Origin of the sequence: Herbiconiux sp. SALV-R1 (genome assembly GCF_013113715.1) — a bacterium.
GTDB lineage: Bacteria > Actinomycetota > Actinomycetes > Actinomycetales > Microbacteriaceae > Herbiconiux.
Genome location: NZ_CP053344.1, coordinates 2577377 through 2590848, shown reverse-complemented (window position 1 = coordinate 2590848; position 13472 = coordinate 2577377). Strand labels below are relative to the sequence as shown.

The following is a 13472-nucleotide window of genomic DNA, read 5'->3' as shown; positions in this document are numbered from 1 at the left end:
GCCGCCATGCCGATCATGAACTACACCACCGACATCTCCGTCACGAAGACGATGGGCGAGATTCAGGGAGCGCTTGCCCGCCGAGGCGTCACACGCATCTCAACCCTCTTCGACGAGCACGGCGTCGCATCCGGGCTCGGCTTCACCATGAACACCGACTACGGGCCCCGCGACTTCGAGCTCCCCGTCCGCACCGCCGGCGTGCTCGAGGCCATGAAGCGCGACACCAAGGTGCCCCGGTCGAAGTGCACGACGGAGCAGGCCGCGAAGGTCGCGTGGCGCATCGCGAAGGACTGGCTCGAGGCGCAGTCCGCACTGATCGACGCGCAGCTCGCCCGCCTCGACGAGGTCATGTTCCCCTACATGATCGCGTCCGACGAGGGCACCGTGTACGAGCTGTTCCGTGGCAAGCAGCTCGAGATCTCGGCCAGCAATCGAGCGGCACGATGAACGACTTCGCATCCCGGCTCGAGGATCGGGCCCGCGCATTCGACGATGCGGGACTCCGCTACGGGGTCGCGGATCTGCTGACGGAGGCCGCTGAGCGTCTGCGCGCGGCCGAGGCAGAGGCCGAACGTAACGCGGAAGGATGGTCGATCGCATTCCACGCAGCGGTCAGCCACCAGGAAGCACGTGAACGCCTCACCGCGGAGGTTGCCACGCTCAAGGTGCAGGTCATCCGAACCCGCGAAGAGTGGGAGGTTGAACTGGCCTCGCACGACGCCGAAGTAGCAGCGAAAGCCCTCGAAGACGTTGCCGAGAAGCTGGGCGAGAACCAGTCGATCACCGAGGGAGAGGTCCGCGAGGGCTTGCTCGCATACGCGGCGGCGTACCGCGGAGGCGCAGGACGATGAGCGGCCGTCACGCGGGAGACCGCGAGCAGCTGGTCTGGACCGAGGTCATGGACGACGAGCACGCCGGCACCCCTTACCAAGGCTTCCAGTCGGTCTGCGCCGAGCACGGCGTCACCAGCCGAAACCACCTCAGCGAGTCGTCCGCGCACCGCCTCGCCCGGTCGCACCTGGCCGACGTGCACATCGACTACCACGAGGACATCACCTTCCGGCGCCGAGAGGAGACCATATGATGGCCAAGCGCATTCAGATGAGCAGGCAGCATCCGTGGCGAGCCGACAACCCCGATGCCGTGCGAGTCGACCGGAACACGAAGTGGGGCAACCCGTTCCGTGTCGGCGTGAACGCCTTCAACCGCGCGAACGCCGTCGACCAGTTCCGCGAGATGGTCATGCGGCCCGGTCGGTCGTTCGGGGGCTTCCGCGAGCAGGTCCGGACGGACCTCGCAGGCCGCGACCTCGCCTGCTGGTGCCCGCTCGACCAGCCCCGCCACGCCGACGTGCTCCTCGAGATCGCGAACAGTTGATGGCCGCCCGCTGCGTGAACATCGACGGCGTGCTCCTCCGCGTCTCCGACGACTTCGACACCACGGAGGGGTCACAGGACATGGTCAGCGCCCGCGAGCTCGTCGTGCTTATGCGCGAGGGCATCGCGAAACTCCCGCCCCGCCCCTGCATGGCTCAGCGCTGCTCGCAGGACGCCTGGCACGTGCACGGCGTCGAATGCAGCTCGAGCTGTCGATGCGGGCAAGGAGAGCGCTGATGCAGCCCACCCTGTTCGATCTCAACGACGACCGCCCCGCGAGCGTCGAGACCGAGTATGCGCAGATGCCCGGCCGAGCGCCCTTCTCCCGTACGCCCATGAGCGCCGACCTCGCGCGCGACCTCGGCACTACGTCATGGGTGCGCGCCCAACGCCGCGTCGACGAGGGCCGGCAGCTCGTGCACGGCCTCACTCTCGACCCGCCCACCGTCACCTGCGACGGATGCGGCCGCACCGCGACCGCGTCCAGTCAGGGCGTGCCGTTCAACATCGTCATCCTCACATGCGGCATCGTCTTCAACCCGCGCACGTACGGACGCGGCGACGACCGGCGTCTCTGCCGCGACTGCCGCCGCACCGAGTGGGGACACACCGCCTGATGCCCCTCCGCCTCGTCCCGATCTCTTTCGCCGACGCATGCGCGTTCGTCACAGAGCACCACCGCCACCACCAGGCGCCCGCCGGCCACAAGTTCAGCATCGGCGTCAGCGATGATCACGGCATCCTCCGCGGCGTCGCCATCGTCGGTCGCCCCGTCTCGCGCGTGCTCGCCGCCGAGGGCGACGTGCTCGAGGTCACCCGCTCCGCGACCGACGGCACCGCGAACGCGAACAGCATGCTCTATGGCGCCGCACGCCGTGCGACCTTCGCCCTCGGCTACCGACGTCTCATCACCTACACGCAGGACGGCGAGACCGGCGCCAGCCTCCGCGCAGCAGGCTTCCGAGTCATCGCCCAGCGCCGAGCCCGCGCCGGATGGAGTGTCCCGAGCCGCCCTCGCGCGAACCGCGGTACCGACGGCATCGCTCGCACTCTGTGGGAGGCGTGATGGCTGACCCGCAGTTCCTCAGCATCCGCGACGCCGGCCGCAGAGTGAAGCGCTCACGCCGCACCATCCAGCGATGGATGCGCCACGGCATGCCCTTCCACTGGATGGACGGCCGCAAGTTCGTCGAACTCGCCGACCTCCAGCGCACCCTCCGAGCGAAGCTCGCATCCAACCCCACGAGGCCGCGCAAAAATTCTTCGCTCGAGAGTTGACACGTGCACGATGTCACCCCCTAGGTTGAAGATACGCAGAAATCGACCCACCGGTCAGAGCATCGCTCCCGGTGGGTTTCGTGCATCCGAAACCCGCCACCGACCTTCTCTCCGGTGGTGATACAGGGCTGACAACCTGGCGCCGAGGGGGCGCGAACTCGTCACCCCGGCTACTGGGTAAGTGGCAAGCACCGCGGGTGGGCAGGGTAGGCGCGTGATGCGCACTGCCCGCCCGCGGATTGTCACGCTAGGAGGGCTCCTCCCTAAGATGGTCGGATGTCGACGAACTCCGTGCGCAGTCGGGCGATACGGACATCGGCGACCCTCCTGAGTGGGCCTATCGAACTGCTCGACTTCCTCGTCCCGCTGTGGGCGGGCGCGATGCTCGGGCTCGACGCCCCGGCAATTGGATGGCTGGTGGCCGCCGAGCTCGTGGTGTCGGTGCTCGTACGACCTCTCGCCGGCTATCTCGCCGATACACGACCGCGGTCCCGAGTTGCCGCATTCGGGGCCTTCGCCTTCAGTCTCAGTTGCGTGATCTACGCCGTAGCGGATACGCCCATCACGGCCTTCGTTGCGGCAGTCCTCGGCGGGGTTGCAGGCCCACTGTTCTGGATCTCGCTGCGCGCGATCGCCGCCGAGTACCTCGCCGACGAATCGGGAACGTTCGCGGGGCTCATGTCCGCAGAGGCTCTCGGATCGTGGATCTTCTGGGGGCCAGCAATGGTCCTTCTCGGGGCCTTCGGGTATCCCGCAGTCTTCATCGGGCTTGCCGTTGCGGCGGTAGCCGCCGGCGCGCGCTTACTGCTCACCCCCAAGGAACCGCTCGTCGTGCGAGCGGAACTTGTCGGCGGAATCCCTGCACACGCCCGCCGACTCGCTCCTCTGATGACTATCGGTGGCTTCGTCACTGCAGCCGAGGCTGGTGTGGGGTTGGCGCTCCTGCTACAGCTGCAAGATGCTGGCCTAGAAGTCTGGCAGATCGCTCTGGTCTACCTGCCCGGCGGCATCGCACTCACCCTTCTCCCGCGTCCCCTTCACGGTGTGGTCGAGCGATGGGGTCGCAAACCGGCATACGTCGCAGCGTCTCTCGCGAGTGCTGCCAGCACAGCGGTGCTGGCCCTTGCGCCGCCGGTGATCCTCATAGCCGCACTGTGGATCATCACGTCGGCCTCTCTCGCCCTCCTCTACCCACTGCAGAAGACCCTTGTCACGGAGGCGAGCGGCGAGCGCGTCGCCCGCGGGATGAGCCTGCAGGCGAACGCGGACACAATCGGTGCTGCAGTCGGAGTGGTCGCGGTGGGCGCCATCGTCGCCGACGGCCGGTGGGCCCTCGCATTCATCGCCTGCGCTCTCGTCGTCGTAGGCGGCGCGGCCCTAGCCCCCTGGGTCATCGATAGCACCGGACAGGAGCGCCGAGAGCGGGTCGCGAGGGGCTGACAGCCCCTCGAAGTGAGCAGAGAGAACTCTCGCCCGAAGTTCCGTCGCTCCGAGTACGAGTGTGAAGAAGGAGCGCGATTCATCGTGAAATATTTGGCCGCGCACCTCACCCAGTTCGCTTTACCCGCGGCACGGTGACCGGAACGGCGCCCACGTCACCGTAAGGTCAGATTCAGCACCAGGTTGAGGATCGCGGACGCGAGCCCGACCAGAGCTACGACGACCATCGACCATCTCATCCGGCTGCGCCGCCCGGCCCGCCCCGTCGGATACCTCTTCAGCCCTGGCCTCGTCACGACGAACACGCATACCAGCGTCACCGCGAGCAACGGCAGCGTGAACCACATCATGACCGGCCTCCTCTGCGCAGCAAGTTCACGCCCAGGAGTACGCCCCATGCGCTCAGGGCAAGCCAAAGAACGGCGGACATCCCGAAAGGCAGGGGCACCGGCCCGGCATTACCCCAGAACGGCTGAGATGCCAGCAGCCAAACCGCGAGGCCAACTAGAGGCGGCAGGGGCAGCAGGATTAGTAGCGCGCACCAGCGCGGCGTGCCCGCCTTGACAGGCGCGACCCGATCCAGCGAGTCGCCCCTCCGCGGGCTCATTGGCCCCACCGTGCCGGAAGCGCCACCAGCATGATGACGACGAAGATCGCCAACGCGATGATGACGAGCACGGCCCGAGAGGCTTGATTCACGGGTGCTCACCTGCAGCCGTGACGTCGGGCTCAGCATCGTCCTGCTGCTTTGCCGCTGCTCGCCACATCTGACGAGCCTGCACAGCGTGCACCAGTGCGAGCACAGCCCATGCGGCGGCCAGAAACCACCGGGCCGCGATCCACTCCGAGTCGGACCCCCAGAGCAGGTTGACGACCGCGCTTCCAAGCGCGATGAATGCATATCCGATTGCGATGAGCCGCATGCTCTTCCAGAGCACCCGCTTTCGTTCCCCCATGCGTGCACCCTACGACGAAGGAGACACGATGAGAGCCCTGCCCGTCATCATCGCCGCCGTCACCCTGGTAAAGCTCGCCGTGCTCGCTGCCCTGTACTCGCTGCGCCTATCACCCGCCGACCCCGACCCGCTCAACCATGACTGATGGCTAGGAAGCACGGAACGTCACTATCCTCGGTCCATGTCTCGAACCCAGCGCAATGCCGGAATTGCGGCCTTCTTTCTCGAACACGTAGCCGAGGTCATCGACATGATCGACCTAGTTCATGGCGGGGCGAGGACCGTGCAGAATATTCGAGCGCAGCTGTTGGGACTGCGATCAGAATCTGCTGTCGATCGCGAGCTACCAGAGGGCTTGGGAGTCCGCGCGGACACCGCCGAACGACTGATCCGGGACGATTTCAGCGTGTTCCATTCCAATTGCATTCTCGGAGCATGGGGTGCCCTTGAGGCGACCGTCGATGACTTCTGCGTGTCGCAACTGAAGGACAGTGCCGTCAGGGATCAGCTGCCGGCACTACAAGCTCTGAAGGTTCCTCTTGGCGAATTCCTGGGACGTTCCGAAGAGGAACGCTGGGACTGGGTGCTCGAGCATTTGAAGGTGTCGAGGAGCTCGGTGTTGAAGCCAGGGGTAGGTCAATTCGAATCAATCCTGGGGGATGTCAATCTCGGTGGAAAGGTCGACGACGACTTGCGCAAGCTCTTATTCGAGGTTAAGGCGCTACGGAACGCAATCGCACATCGAGGTGGGAAGGTCGACCAGCGTCTAATCGACGCCCTGCCCGGGTGGGGAATGGCCATCGGGGATCGCATCCACGTCGGCTACGAGCAGGTCGTGGCGGCACTGTTGGGGATGTCGGTGTACGTGGACTTGGTGGTCCACCGTAGTCGAGGCACGGAATGGCAACCAGGAGGGAGCTCTGCTCCATCTCCCCAACGACTACTGAGCACTTTCGAACGACCTGAGGCGATCAGTCAGCCCCGTCCCTGAGGCGACGCGCGCAGCGCGCTGTCCTGGCACGCCGACCTACAGCAGGAGCGACACGGGGACGACAAGGTCAACGTCGAACCCATCGAAGGTCGACTGACCGAAAACCTTGCTGCGCTCGGGTAGCTTCGAGAGCGAGCTGTTTGGAAAGCTCGCACTGACCGTTGAACCAGACACCGTGATGTTTGCCACGTCGTAGTTGGCGAACGTGATCGTGGTCCCTCGAGTCTCCGAGATCGACGCCGTCGGACCAGCGTTCGAGTACAGCTTCACCACCCACCGAGACTCATCCCCGTTACCGGCCGGCACGAAGAGCTGCAACGACAGATAGGTGGCGTCGTGCTCACCGAGCAGCCCATACGGAGAAGCCACGAGACCCCACGTCACTCGGTGGCCATGCCCTTCTCGCTCCATGATCACTGACTCGATCAACTGCTCCATTCGCCCACGATAACGACTGGAGGAACGATGAGGATCACGTTCGGTGAACTGAACGCCTCGCACCACGAGCACGTCGTCCTCATCGAGGACGGCACCAAGACCTACACGGGCAAGATCACCACCATCGCCCACTACCTCGACCAGGGCGTCACCGGAGTCAGCCTCGACACCAGGGCGATCGCCATTCAGCGCCGCCACGCCTGGCCCATCACCGTCCTCAACCCGGCACCGTGAAGGTCTGCGCTGGATACGGTGTGCGTTGCAGCTCATTCGGAAAGGCTCAGCCTCTCGCGAACTCCCTGAGATCGGGAACCCGAGGGAGATCGACCCATAGGCGGATGTTGCCCTCCGCTGCGGCGGCACCAGACACGAGGTAACCGGCCGCGCCGATCAGGTCCAACGAGGGCGCCATCGACGCGGCCTTGGCGCGAGACACGTACCCCAACTTCACACCCCGCCCGTAGACGACGATCGCTGACGAATCGTGCTCGTTTGTAGGCTCACGCACTAGTACGTACTCCGTGCCGCTAGCTGCAATCCGTTGAGCATCCGTGACGTAGTTAGCTGACCCCTTGACTCTCGTCCGGATTGAGGGAAGTCCGCGTAGGTCGCAGTAATCCGGCGCAACGGGTGGCTCTGACTCCACCAGGGACGGTTCAGCACGTCCAAGCAATCGAGAAAGCCACCCCATGCCGGGAGCCTAGATGCAAAGCAGGAGGCACGGCCAGATGAAAGTGTGTGCTGAGCCCGGATGCCCGACGTTCGTAACAGCAGGCCGCTGCCTCATCCACCAGCGGGAGAGAGAACAGGCGAGGGGCAGCAGGCAACAGCGGGGCTACGACGCCCGTCATGACCGGGAGCGTGCACGGTGGGCGCCGAAGGTAGCGCGCGGCACGGTGAAGTGCTGGCGCTGCCGCACCCTCATCGCACCCGGCGAACCGTGGGACCTCGGCCACGACGACCACGACCGCACCATCACCCGCGGCCCCGAGCACGCCAACCGCTGCAACCGCAGCGCAGGCGGCCGAGCGTCACATCAACGCTGACTCCCACGGTCACCTCGAGCACGGAGACGCATCACACCCAGCACAGTCCCGAACGCGAACACGACAGCGAAGAACACGAACCCTGCAGGGTTGTTGCCGGACGTCGCACTCAGAACGGCAAGCACCACGAACGCCACCGCTACGACGGGGGCGCCGATAACGATCAGCAGAGCCAACTGCCGATGGAAGCGGCGATCGGAATCCGTCGGTCGCGTCACATCTCGATATTCGCGCGAGCCACCCATGAGCCCATGCAACACCCCCTGCACCCTGACCACTACCCTTCACCGCCCCCAGAGGGGGAGGGGGGATGCTCCCAACGGGGTCACCCCTCCGGACCGCCGGGGAGGTGGCTCCGATGCGCGGTGGAATCAAAGAATCGCTCCGGAGGGGGTCGGCTATGCCTCGTGGTGGTTCTCGGACGGGTGCGGGTAGGCCGCCTGACCCGTCGTCGCTCGCTGAGGCGGTTCGTCTGGAGACGGGTGCGATCCGCACCCTGCCCAGGGCTCGTTCGGGTCCTGCGCCGGCTTGGCCGTTGTCGAGGGCGACGGCGCGTGAGACGACGGTGTGGCGGCAGCTGTGGAAGTTGCCTCAGGCCGTGGTGTGGGAGGAGCAGTCGTCGCACCGTCAGGTCGCGATGCATGTGCGGACGTCGGTCGAGGCTGAGGATGCTGGCGCTTCGGCGTCGCTGCGGAGTCTGCTGTTGCGTCAGGAGAACGCGCTGCTGCTGAATCACCAGGCGCTGCTGTCGGCGGGGTTCAGGATCACGACCCAGGCGCAGGCGCCGACGGTGTCGTCGAGCAAGCCGGCGGCGGCGCGGCGTCAGGTGCCGTCGTCGCGGGGCAGATTGAGAGCTGTGGAGGATGTCGGCTCCGAAGAATGAGTTTCAGGTCGACTTCCCGACGCTCGGCTACCTGCAGGCGGACTGGATTGCGTGGCACTGCCCGATCCCGGACGGCTTCCACAAGGGGCAGCCGTTCGTGCTCTCCGACTGGCAGCTGTGGTGCACCGCGAACCACGGGCGGGTGCGGCCGGCCACACCTTGGATCCCGGAGAACCCGGTCAAGAACCAGGCGTTCCACAACCGGCGATCTCTGGTCGTGGGTCCGCAGAAGTACGGAAAGAGCCCGTGGGCGGCGTCACAGACTGCGGTCATGGCGGCGGGTCCTGACCTGTTCGCCGGCTGGGCCGAGGCGGGCGACGTGTACGACTGCGCCCGGTACGGGTGCGGGTGCGGGTTCGTCTACGAGTACGAGGCTGGCGAGCCGATGGGCATGCCGTGGCCGACGCCGCTCGTGCAACTCATGGCCGCGTCTGAGGACCAGGTAAACACGAACATCTGGCGCCCGCTGCGGGCGATGATCGAGCGCGGCCCGCTCGCCGAGGTCATCCGTGTCGGGTCGAAGTTCATGCGCATTGGCGACGACGGCGAGATCCAGAAGGTTACGAGCTCCGAGTCCTCCCGTCTGGGGAACCCGACGACGGGGTTCGTGCAGGAGGAGACCGGGACTTACACGAAGGCGAACGGTCTGCTCGAGGTGGCGCAGACGATGCGTCGCGGCACGTCGGGTATGGGCGGGCGCGGCATCGAACTCTCGAACGCGTGGGACCCTGCGGAGATCTCGACGGCGCAGCAGACGTACGACGCGAAGGCGCAGGACATCTTCCGGTTCTTCCGGCAGCCGCCGAAGAACCTCAGCTACAAGAACAAGCGCGACCGCCGGAAGATCCACGCCTACGTGTACGTCGGCGCCGCGCACGTCGACCTCGACGGAATCGAAGCGGAGGCCGCGGAGCTGCTCGAGCAGGACCCCGCGCAGGCGGAACGGTTCTACGGCAACAAGCTCGTCCGCGGTCTCGGCTCGTGGATGCCCGACGGACTGTGGGAGAGCGCGTATGCCCGACCAACTCTGGCTGCCAAATCCGCCTGACGGCACCGCGATCTGCCTCGGATTCGACGGGTCCCTGAACAACGACTGGACCGCGATCGGCGCCGAGACCATGGACGGGTACTCGTTCACACCCCGCTGGGGCCCGGACGAAGTCGCGACGATCTGGAACCCCGCCGAGCACGGCGGCCGCATCCCGCACAGCGAGGTGCACACCGCGTTCGGGGAGCTCTTCGACCGGTTCGTCGTGGTGCGCGCCTACTGCGACCCCCACGACTGGGAGACCGACATCGAGGACCTCGCGCTCGAGCACGGCGAGGAGAAGGTCGTGCAGTGGCCGACCAACCAGATCTCCCGCATGTACCTCGCGATCCGCCGGTTCGAGAACGACCTCGCCCAGGGGCGCATCCGCCACGACGGATGCCCGGTGGCGGCGCAGCACGTCGGGAACGCGAAGAAGGTCGGGAAGCCCGGCCAGATGTACATCCTCGGGAAACCGAACGAGAACCAGAAGATCGACGTCGCGATGACCAGGGTGGTCGCGCACGAAGCGAAGTCCGATGCGCTGGCTGCAGGGTGGGAACCCCCGAAGCCGCGGCGAGTACGCGTGTGGCGCGGGTGAGGCGGTAGCGGTGACGACGGAGATGGAGAAGGAGCGCGACCGGCTCCGCCTGAAGCTGCACAGCGAGTTCAAGATCCTCGACCGCTCCGACGCCTACTTCGAGGGCCGCCAGCCCCTCCGGTTCGTGGCACCGACGCTCGAGCGCGAGCTCGGCTACAGGCTCTCGCCGATCGTGATCAACCTCGCGGAGTTCGCCACCGACGTCTACGACAACCGCCTCGACATCGAAGGGTTCCGGTTCACCTCCGACGCGATCGCCGACAAGGAGCTCGGCGACATCTTCATCGAGAACGACGGTGATCTGCTCTCGCAGCAGGCCCACCGCGAGAGCCTGGCGCTCGGCCGCTCGTACGCGATCGTGGGCGCCGGCGAGGATCGTGGTGACGCGCCGATCATCACCGCGGAGTCAGCGTTCGACGCCATCCATGAGGACGACCCTGTCACGAAGGCGGTGCGGCACGGCATCAAGCAGTGGAGCGACGCCGACGGCACCCGGTGGGTGACGTACTACCACCGTGAGGGCCGGAACACGTGGGTGTCCGAGAAGGGCAAGCCCTGGAAGGAAGACGCTGGCCTCGAGGTCAAGCACGACTGGAAGCTGTGCTCCCTCGTGCCGCTGCCTCACCAGGGGCGGATGCTCGGGCGCACCGTGCGTGGCGTCGACCAGCGGCTCGGCCGGTCGGTGTTCGCGAACATCGTCCCGGTGATGGACGCGCTGAACAAGATCTCCTCCGACATGATGGTGTCCGCCGAGTTCCACGCCCTCCCGCGCCGGTGGGCCACCGGGCTGGAAGAGACCGACTTCATCGACGACGACGGCAACCCGATCGACGTGTACTCGATGATCGCCGGCCGTATGTGGGGCACCACCAACAAGGATGCAAAGTTCGGGCAGTTCGCCGAAGCGGACCTGCAGAACTTCCACAACACGATCAAGCTCCTCACCCAGGTCATCGCGATGCAGCTCGGCCTCCCGTCGCACTACCTGACGTTCATGGGCGACAACCCGCCCTCGGCCGACGCGATCCGCTCTTCGGAGGCGCAGTTGGTGAAGCGCGCCGAACGGCTGCAGCGAGCATACGGCGCCCGGTGGCGGCAGATCATGAAGCTTGCACTGCTCGAGAACGGCACCGCGAAGGCCGACCTCGCCCCGATTGAGGTGCTGTGGCGTGACCCGTCCACGCCGACCATCGCGCAGAAGGCCGACGCCATCGTGAAGCTCGTGCAGGCCAAGGACGGCAACGGCCGCTCGCTGCTGCCCATCCAGCAGGCCCGTGAGGACATGGGCTACACGGACGAGCAGCAGCGGCGGATGTTGCAGTACGACGCCGACGGTGACCCTCAGGTGACCGCGGCTCTCCGGGCGTTGGAGGCCACGGGTGGTAGCGCTACCTGACGCTGCGGCGTCGCATTACCAGCAGGAGCAGCGCATCGGTGCCGTCACGGCGAGCGGTCTCGCGCGGCTGTGGAGCCAGCTCGACGACTCGGTCGGCCTCGACACCGGATACGCGCGCATCGAGCCGCGCGTGCTCGAGCTCATCGTCGCAGGCCAGGCCGCCGCGGCACGCACGGGCGTCGCGTACGTCTCCGAGGTGCTGTACGAGACCGACCAGGTCGACCTCCCGGTCATGACGATGCGGCCAGAGGCCTTCGCAGGCACCGCCGCGGACGGCCGTGACCTCGGAGGCTTGTTCTACTCCTCGGTCACGAAGACGAAGGAGGCCGTCGCCGCCGGCGCCTCGATCGACGTCGCGCTGCTGCAGGGCCGTAACGAGCTCGTGAAGCTCGCGCTCACGACGGTCGCGGACTCGAACCGAGAGGCTGTCAGCGGCGCGATGGGCATCCGCCCGGCCGTGGAGGGCTGGGTGCGGATGCTGAACCCGCCCTCGTGCGGGCGCTGCGCCATCCTCGCCGGTAAGTTCTTCCGCTGGAACCAGGGCTTCCAACGCCACCCCCGGTGCGACTGTCGCCACATCCCGGCCTCTGAGTCGATCGCCGGCGACCTCACCACAGATCCGTACGAGTACTTCCGCTCCCTGGCACCCGCCGAGCAGGACAAGCTCTTCGGCCGTATCGAGGCGCGCGCGATCAACGACGGCGCCGACATCTACCGCGTCATGAACACGAAGACGCGCGGCCTCGCCACAGGCGGACGCCAGGCAGCGAAATACGGCACCCCGTCGCGGCTCACCGTCGACGAGATCTACCGGCAGGCCGGGCACCGCACCAACGCCATCCGCATGATGACCGAAGAGGGCTACATCACCGGCCCCCAGAACGCCGCCGGCAACATCCTCGGCCGCGTCAACGGGTTCGGGCAGCTCGGCAAAGGCGGTCGCGCACGGGCAGCATCTGACTCGGTCATCGAAGCCACCATGACGGGGGTGCGGAACCCGCTGGACCGGTACACGATGACGGCCGCCGAGCGGCGCATGTACGACGCCTGGTACCGGGCCAACGCGGCGAAGTCGGGGTACTGGCCCAGGTCAATCGGTGCGAACTCCGCCGACAAGAACACCCGCATGATGCCGATCACCGATCAGCAGCGGGGGCTCGTCGCCAGGGAGCTGCAGCGGCAGCTCGACGACCTCCCGAACCAGCCCCAGCAGGTCCGGGACCTCGCCCGCACCCTCGGGCTCATCTGACTTCCCACCACCGCGGTGGGGGCGCTACGCGAGCGTGTCGCGGGATAGCCGACGGGCTGTAAACGGACTGTGCCGACGGGCCGAAAACGGAAAGGAACACCCACCCATGAAGAGCACCTGCACCCTCCCCGCCTTCGGGCCGCGCGCGATCTCCGCGCACGACATCCGAGGCATCCGCTTCTTCTTCCCCGCCGGGGACGAAGGAACCGGCGGCGGAGGAGGGAACGACAACGGCGACGAGAAGACCCTCACGCAGGCCGAGGCCGACGCGATCGTCGAACAGCGTCTCGCGCGTGAACGGAAGAAGTTCGACGGCTTCGACGACTTCAAGGTCAAGGCCTCCAAGTGGGACGCCCACGAGGCCGCGCAGGCGAGGGACCAGAAGGGCGGCGACAAGAGCGGCGACGGCAAGGGCGGCCAACAGCCGACCGGGCTCAGCGACGCCGACGTGCAACAGCGCATCGACGATGCCCTCGCCGCGGAGCGCACGAAGTCCGGCTCGAAGCTGGTCAGCATCGCGCTCGATAAGGCCCTCGAGGCGAAGACCGTGTCGCCCTCGAAGCTCCTCAGCTTCACTGCCTCCGACTACGTCACCCCCGAGGGTGACGTCGACGAGCAGAAGCTCTCCGACTGGGTGAAGGAGAACACCACCGACGCGCCCGAGCCGCGACCCCGCCGCGATCCCTCCCAGGGGCAGCGGGACTCGTCGGCGAACGGCGGTTCGGTTCAGTCCGGCCGCGACCGCTACGCGGAGCGGCACAAGAAGTCGGCGTAAGACCCAGCATCCC

The 13472-nt window shown here is 66.6% G+C and carries 20 protein-coding genes; 16 read left to right on the top strand and 4 right to left on the bottom strand.

The features are described from left to right. Positions 1–6: 6 nt before the first annotated feature. The 8 genes from HL652_RS12485 (at position 7) to HL652_RS12450 (ending at position 4097) form a co-directional block, all read left to right on the top strand. Positions 7–450: a hypothetical protein gene (locus HL652_RS12485; RefSeq protein WP_171705622.1), complete on the top strand. Its 444-nt coding sequence runs from the start codon at positions 7–9 to the stop codon at positions 448–450. Further along, positions 447–854, top strand: coding sequence for a hypothetical protein (locus tag HL652_RS12480; protein ID WP_171705621.1), 408 nt, complete (start codon positions 447–449; stop codon positions 852–854). Before HL652_RS12485 ends, HL652_RS12480 begins: the two co-directional genes overlap by 4 nt. Beyond that, positions 851–1087 (top strand): hypothetical protein, encoded by a 237-nt coding sequence (locus HL652_RS12475; protein WP_171705620.1) that lies wholly within the window; start codon positions 851–853, stop codon positions 1085–1087. Before HL652_RS12480 ends, HL652_RS12475 begins: the two co-directional genes overlap by 4 nt. Further along, entirely contained in the window at positions 1084–1380 is a 297-nt protein-coding gene (locus HL652_RS12470; protein ID WP_216603889.1) for a DUF4326 domain-containing protein, read from the top strand. Before HL652_RS12475 ends, HL652_RS12470 begins: the two co-directional genes overlap by 4 nt. 235 nt (positions 1381–1615) lie before the next feature. After that, a complete protein-coding gene (locus HL652_RS12465; RefSeq protein WP_171705619.1) occupies positions 1616–1996 on the top strand; it encodes a hypothetical protein in 381 nt (126 codons plus the stop codon). After that, positions 1996–2445: an XF1762 family protein gene (locus HL652_RS12460; protein WP_171705618.1), complete on the top strand. Its 450-nt coding sequence runs from the start codon at positions 1996–1998 to the stop codon at positions 2443–2445. The genes HL652_RS12465 and HL652_RS12460 overlap by 1 nt, the downstream gene beginning before the upstream one ends. Further along, positions 2445–2657 carry a MerR family transcriptional regulator gene (locus tag HL652_RS12455; RefSeq protein ID WP_171705617.1) on the top strand — a complete coding sequence of 71 codons (213 nt, stop codon included), beginning with the start codon at positions 2445–2447 and terminating at the stop codon, positions 2655–2657. The genes HL652_RS12460 and HL652_RS12455 overlap by 1 nt, the downstream gene beginning before the upstream one ends. Before the next feature lie 276 nt (positions 2658–2933). Next, on the top strand, positions 2934–4097 hold the full coding sequence (locus HL652_RS12450) for an MFS transporter (protein WP_171705616.1): 1164 nt from the start codon (positions 2934–2936) through the stop codon (positions 4095–4097). 155 nt (positions 4098–4252) lie between these two features. On the opposite strand, the gene HL652_RS12445 is transcribed toward HL652_RS12450, so the two are convergent. Next, entirely contained in the window at positions 4253–4447 is a 195-nt protein-coding gene (locus tag HL652_RS12445) for a hypothetical protein (RefSeq protein WP_171705615.1), read from the bottom strand. Between the two features lie 345 nt (positions 4448–4792). Then, the gene (locus HL652_RS12440) at positions 4793–5053 is read right to left on the bottom strand and encodes a hypothetical protein (RefSeq protein ID WP_171705614.1); all 261 of its coding nucleotides are present in this window, start codon (positions 5051–5053) and stop codon (positions 4793–4795) included. Positions 5054–5234: 181 nt separating this feature from the next. On the opposite strand from HL652_RS12440, the gene HL652_RS12435 reads away from it, so the two are divergent. Next, on the top strand, positions 5235–6044 hold the full coding sequence (locus tag HL652_RS12435) for a hypothetical protein (RefSeq protein WP_171705613.1): 810 nt from the start codon (positions 5235–5237) through the stop codon (positions 6042–6044). 36 nt (positions 6045–6080) lie between these two features. Here the strand turns inward: HL652_RS12435 and HL652_RS12430 are convergent, their stop codons facing one another. Next, positions 6081–6482 (bottom strand): hypothetical protein, encoded by a 402-nt coding sequence (locus HL652_RS12430; protein WP_171705612.1) that lies wholly within the window; start codon positions 6480–6482, stop codon positions 6081–6083. A gap of 27 nt (positions 6483–6509) precedes the next feature. On the opposite strand from HL652_RS12430, the gene HL652_RS12425 reads away from it, so the two are divergent. Continuing rightward, complete coding sequence (locus HL652_RS12425; RefSeq protein ID WP_171705611.1) at positions 6510–6716, top strand: hypothetical protein; 207 nt, start codon at positions 6510–6512, stop codon at positions 6714–6716. A 46-nt stretch (positions 6717–6762) separates the two neighbouring features. Here the strand turns inward: HL652_RS12425 and HL652_RS22050 are convergent, their stop codons facing one another. After that, complete coding sequence (locus HL652_RS22050; RefSeq protein ID WP_171705610.1) at positions 6763–7173, bottom strand: HIRAN domain-containing protein; 411 nt, start codon at positions 7171–7173, stop codon at positions 6763–6765. Between the two features lie 953 nt (positions 7174–8126). Between HL652_RS22050 and HL652_RS12415 the strand changes: the two genes are divergently transcribed. The 6 genes from HL652_RS12415 (at position 8127) to HL652_RS12390 (ending at position 13459) form a co-directional block, all read left to right on the top strand. Next, a complete protein-coding gene (locus HL652_RS12415; RefSeq protein ID WP_171705609.1) occupies positions 8127–8411 on the top strand; it encodes a hypothetical protein in 285 nt (94 codons plus the stop codon). Beyond that, positions 8392–9459 carry a terminase gene (locus HL652_RS12410; RefSeq protein WP_171705608.1) on the top strand — a complete coding sequence of 356 codons (1068 nt, stop codon included), beginning with the start codon at positions 8392–8394 and terminating at the stop codon, positions 9457–9459. The genes HL652_RS12415 and HL652_RS12410 overlap by 20 nt, the downstream gene beginning before the upstream one ends. Further along, positions 9425–10039 carry a terminase TerL endonuclease subunit gene (locus HL652_RS12405; protein ID WP_171705607.1) on the top strand — a complete coding sequence of 205 codons (615 nt, stop codon included), beginning with the start codon at positions 9425–9427 and terminating at the stop codon, positions 10037–10039. Before HL652_RS12410 ends, HL652_RS12405 begins: the two co-directional genes overlap by 35 nt. Before the next feature lie 10 nt (positions 10040–10049). Then, positions 10050–11435, top strand: a complete 1386-nt coding sequence (locus tag HL652_RS12400; RefSeq protein ID WP_171705606.1) for a phage portal protein — start codon at positions 10050–10052, stop codon at positions 11433–11435. Further along, a complete protein-coding gene (locus HL652_RS12395; protein WP_171705605.1) occupies positions 11419–12684 on the top strand; it encodes a hypothetical protein in 1266 nt (421 codons plus the stop codon). Before HL652_RS12400 ends, HL652_RS12395 begins: the two co-directional genes overlap by 17 nt. Before the next feature lie 106 nt (positions 12685–12790). Further along, the gene (locus HL652_RS12390) at positions 12791–13459 is read left to right on the top strand and encodes a hypothetical protein (protein ID WP_171705604.1); all 669 of its coding nucleotides are present in this window, start codon (positions 12791–12793) and stop codon (positions 13457–13459) included. Positions 13460–13472 lie beyond the last annotated feature (13 nt).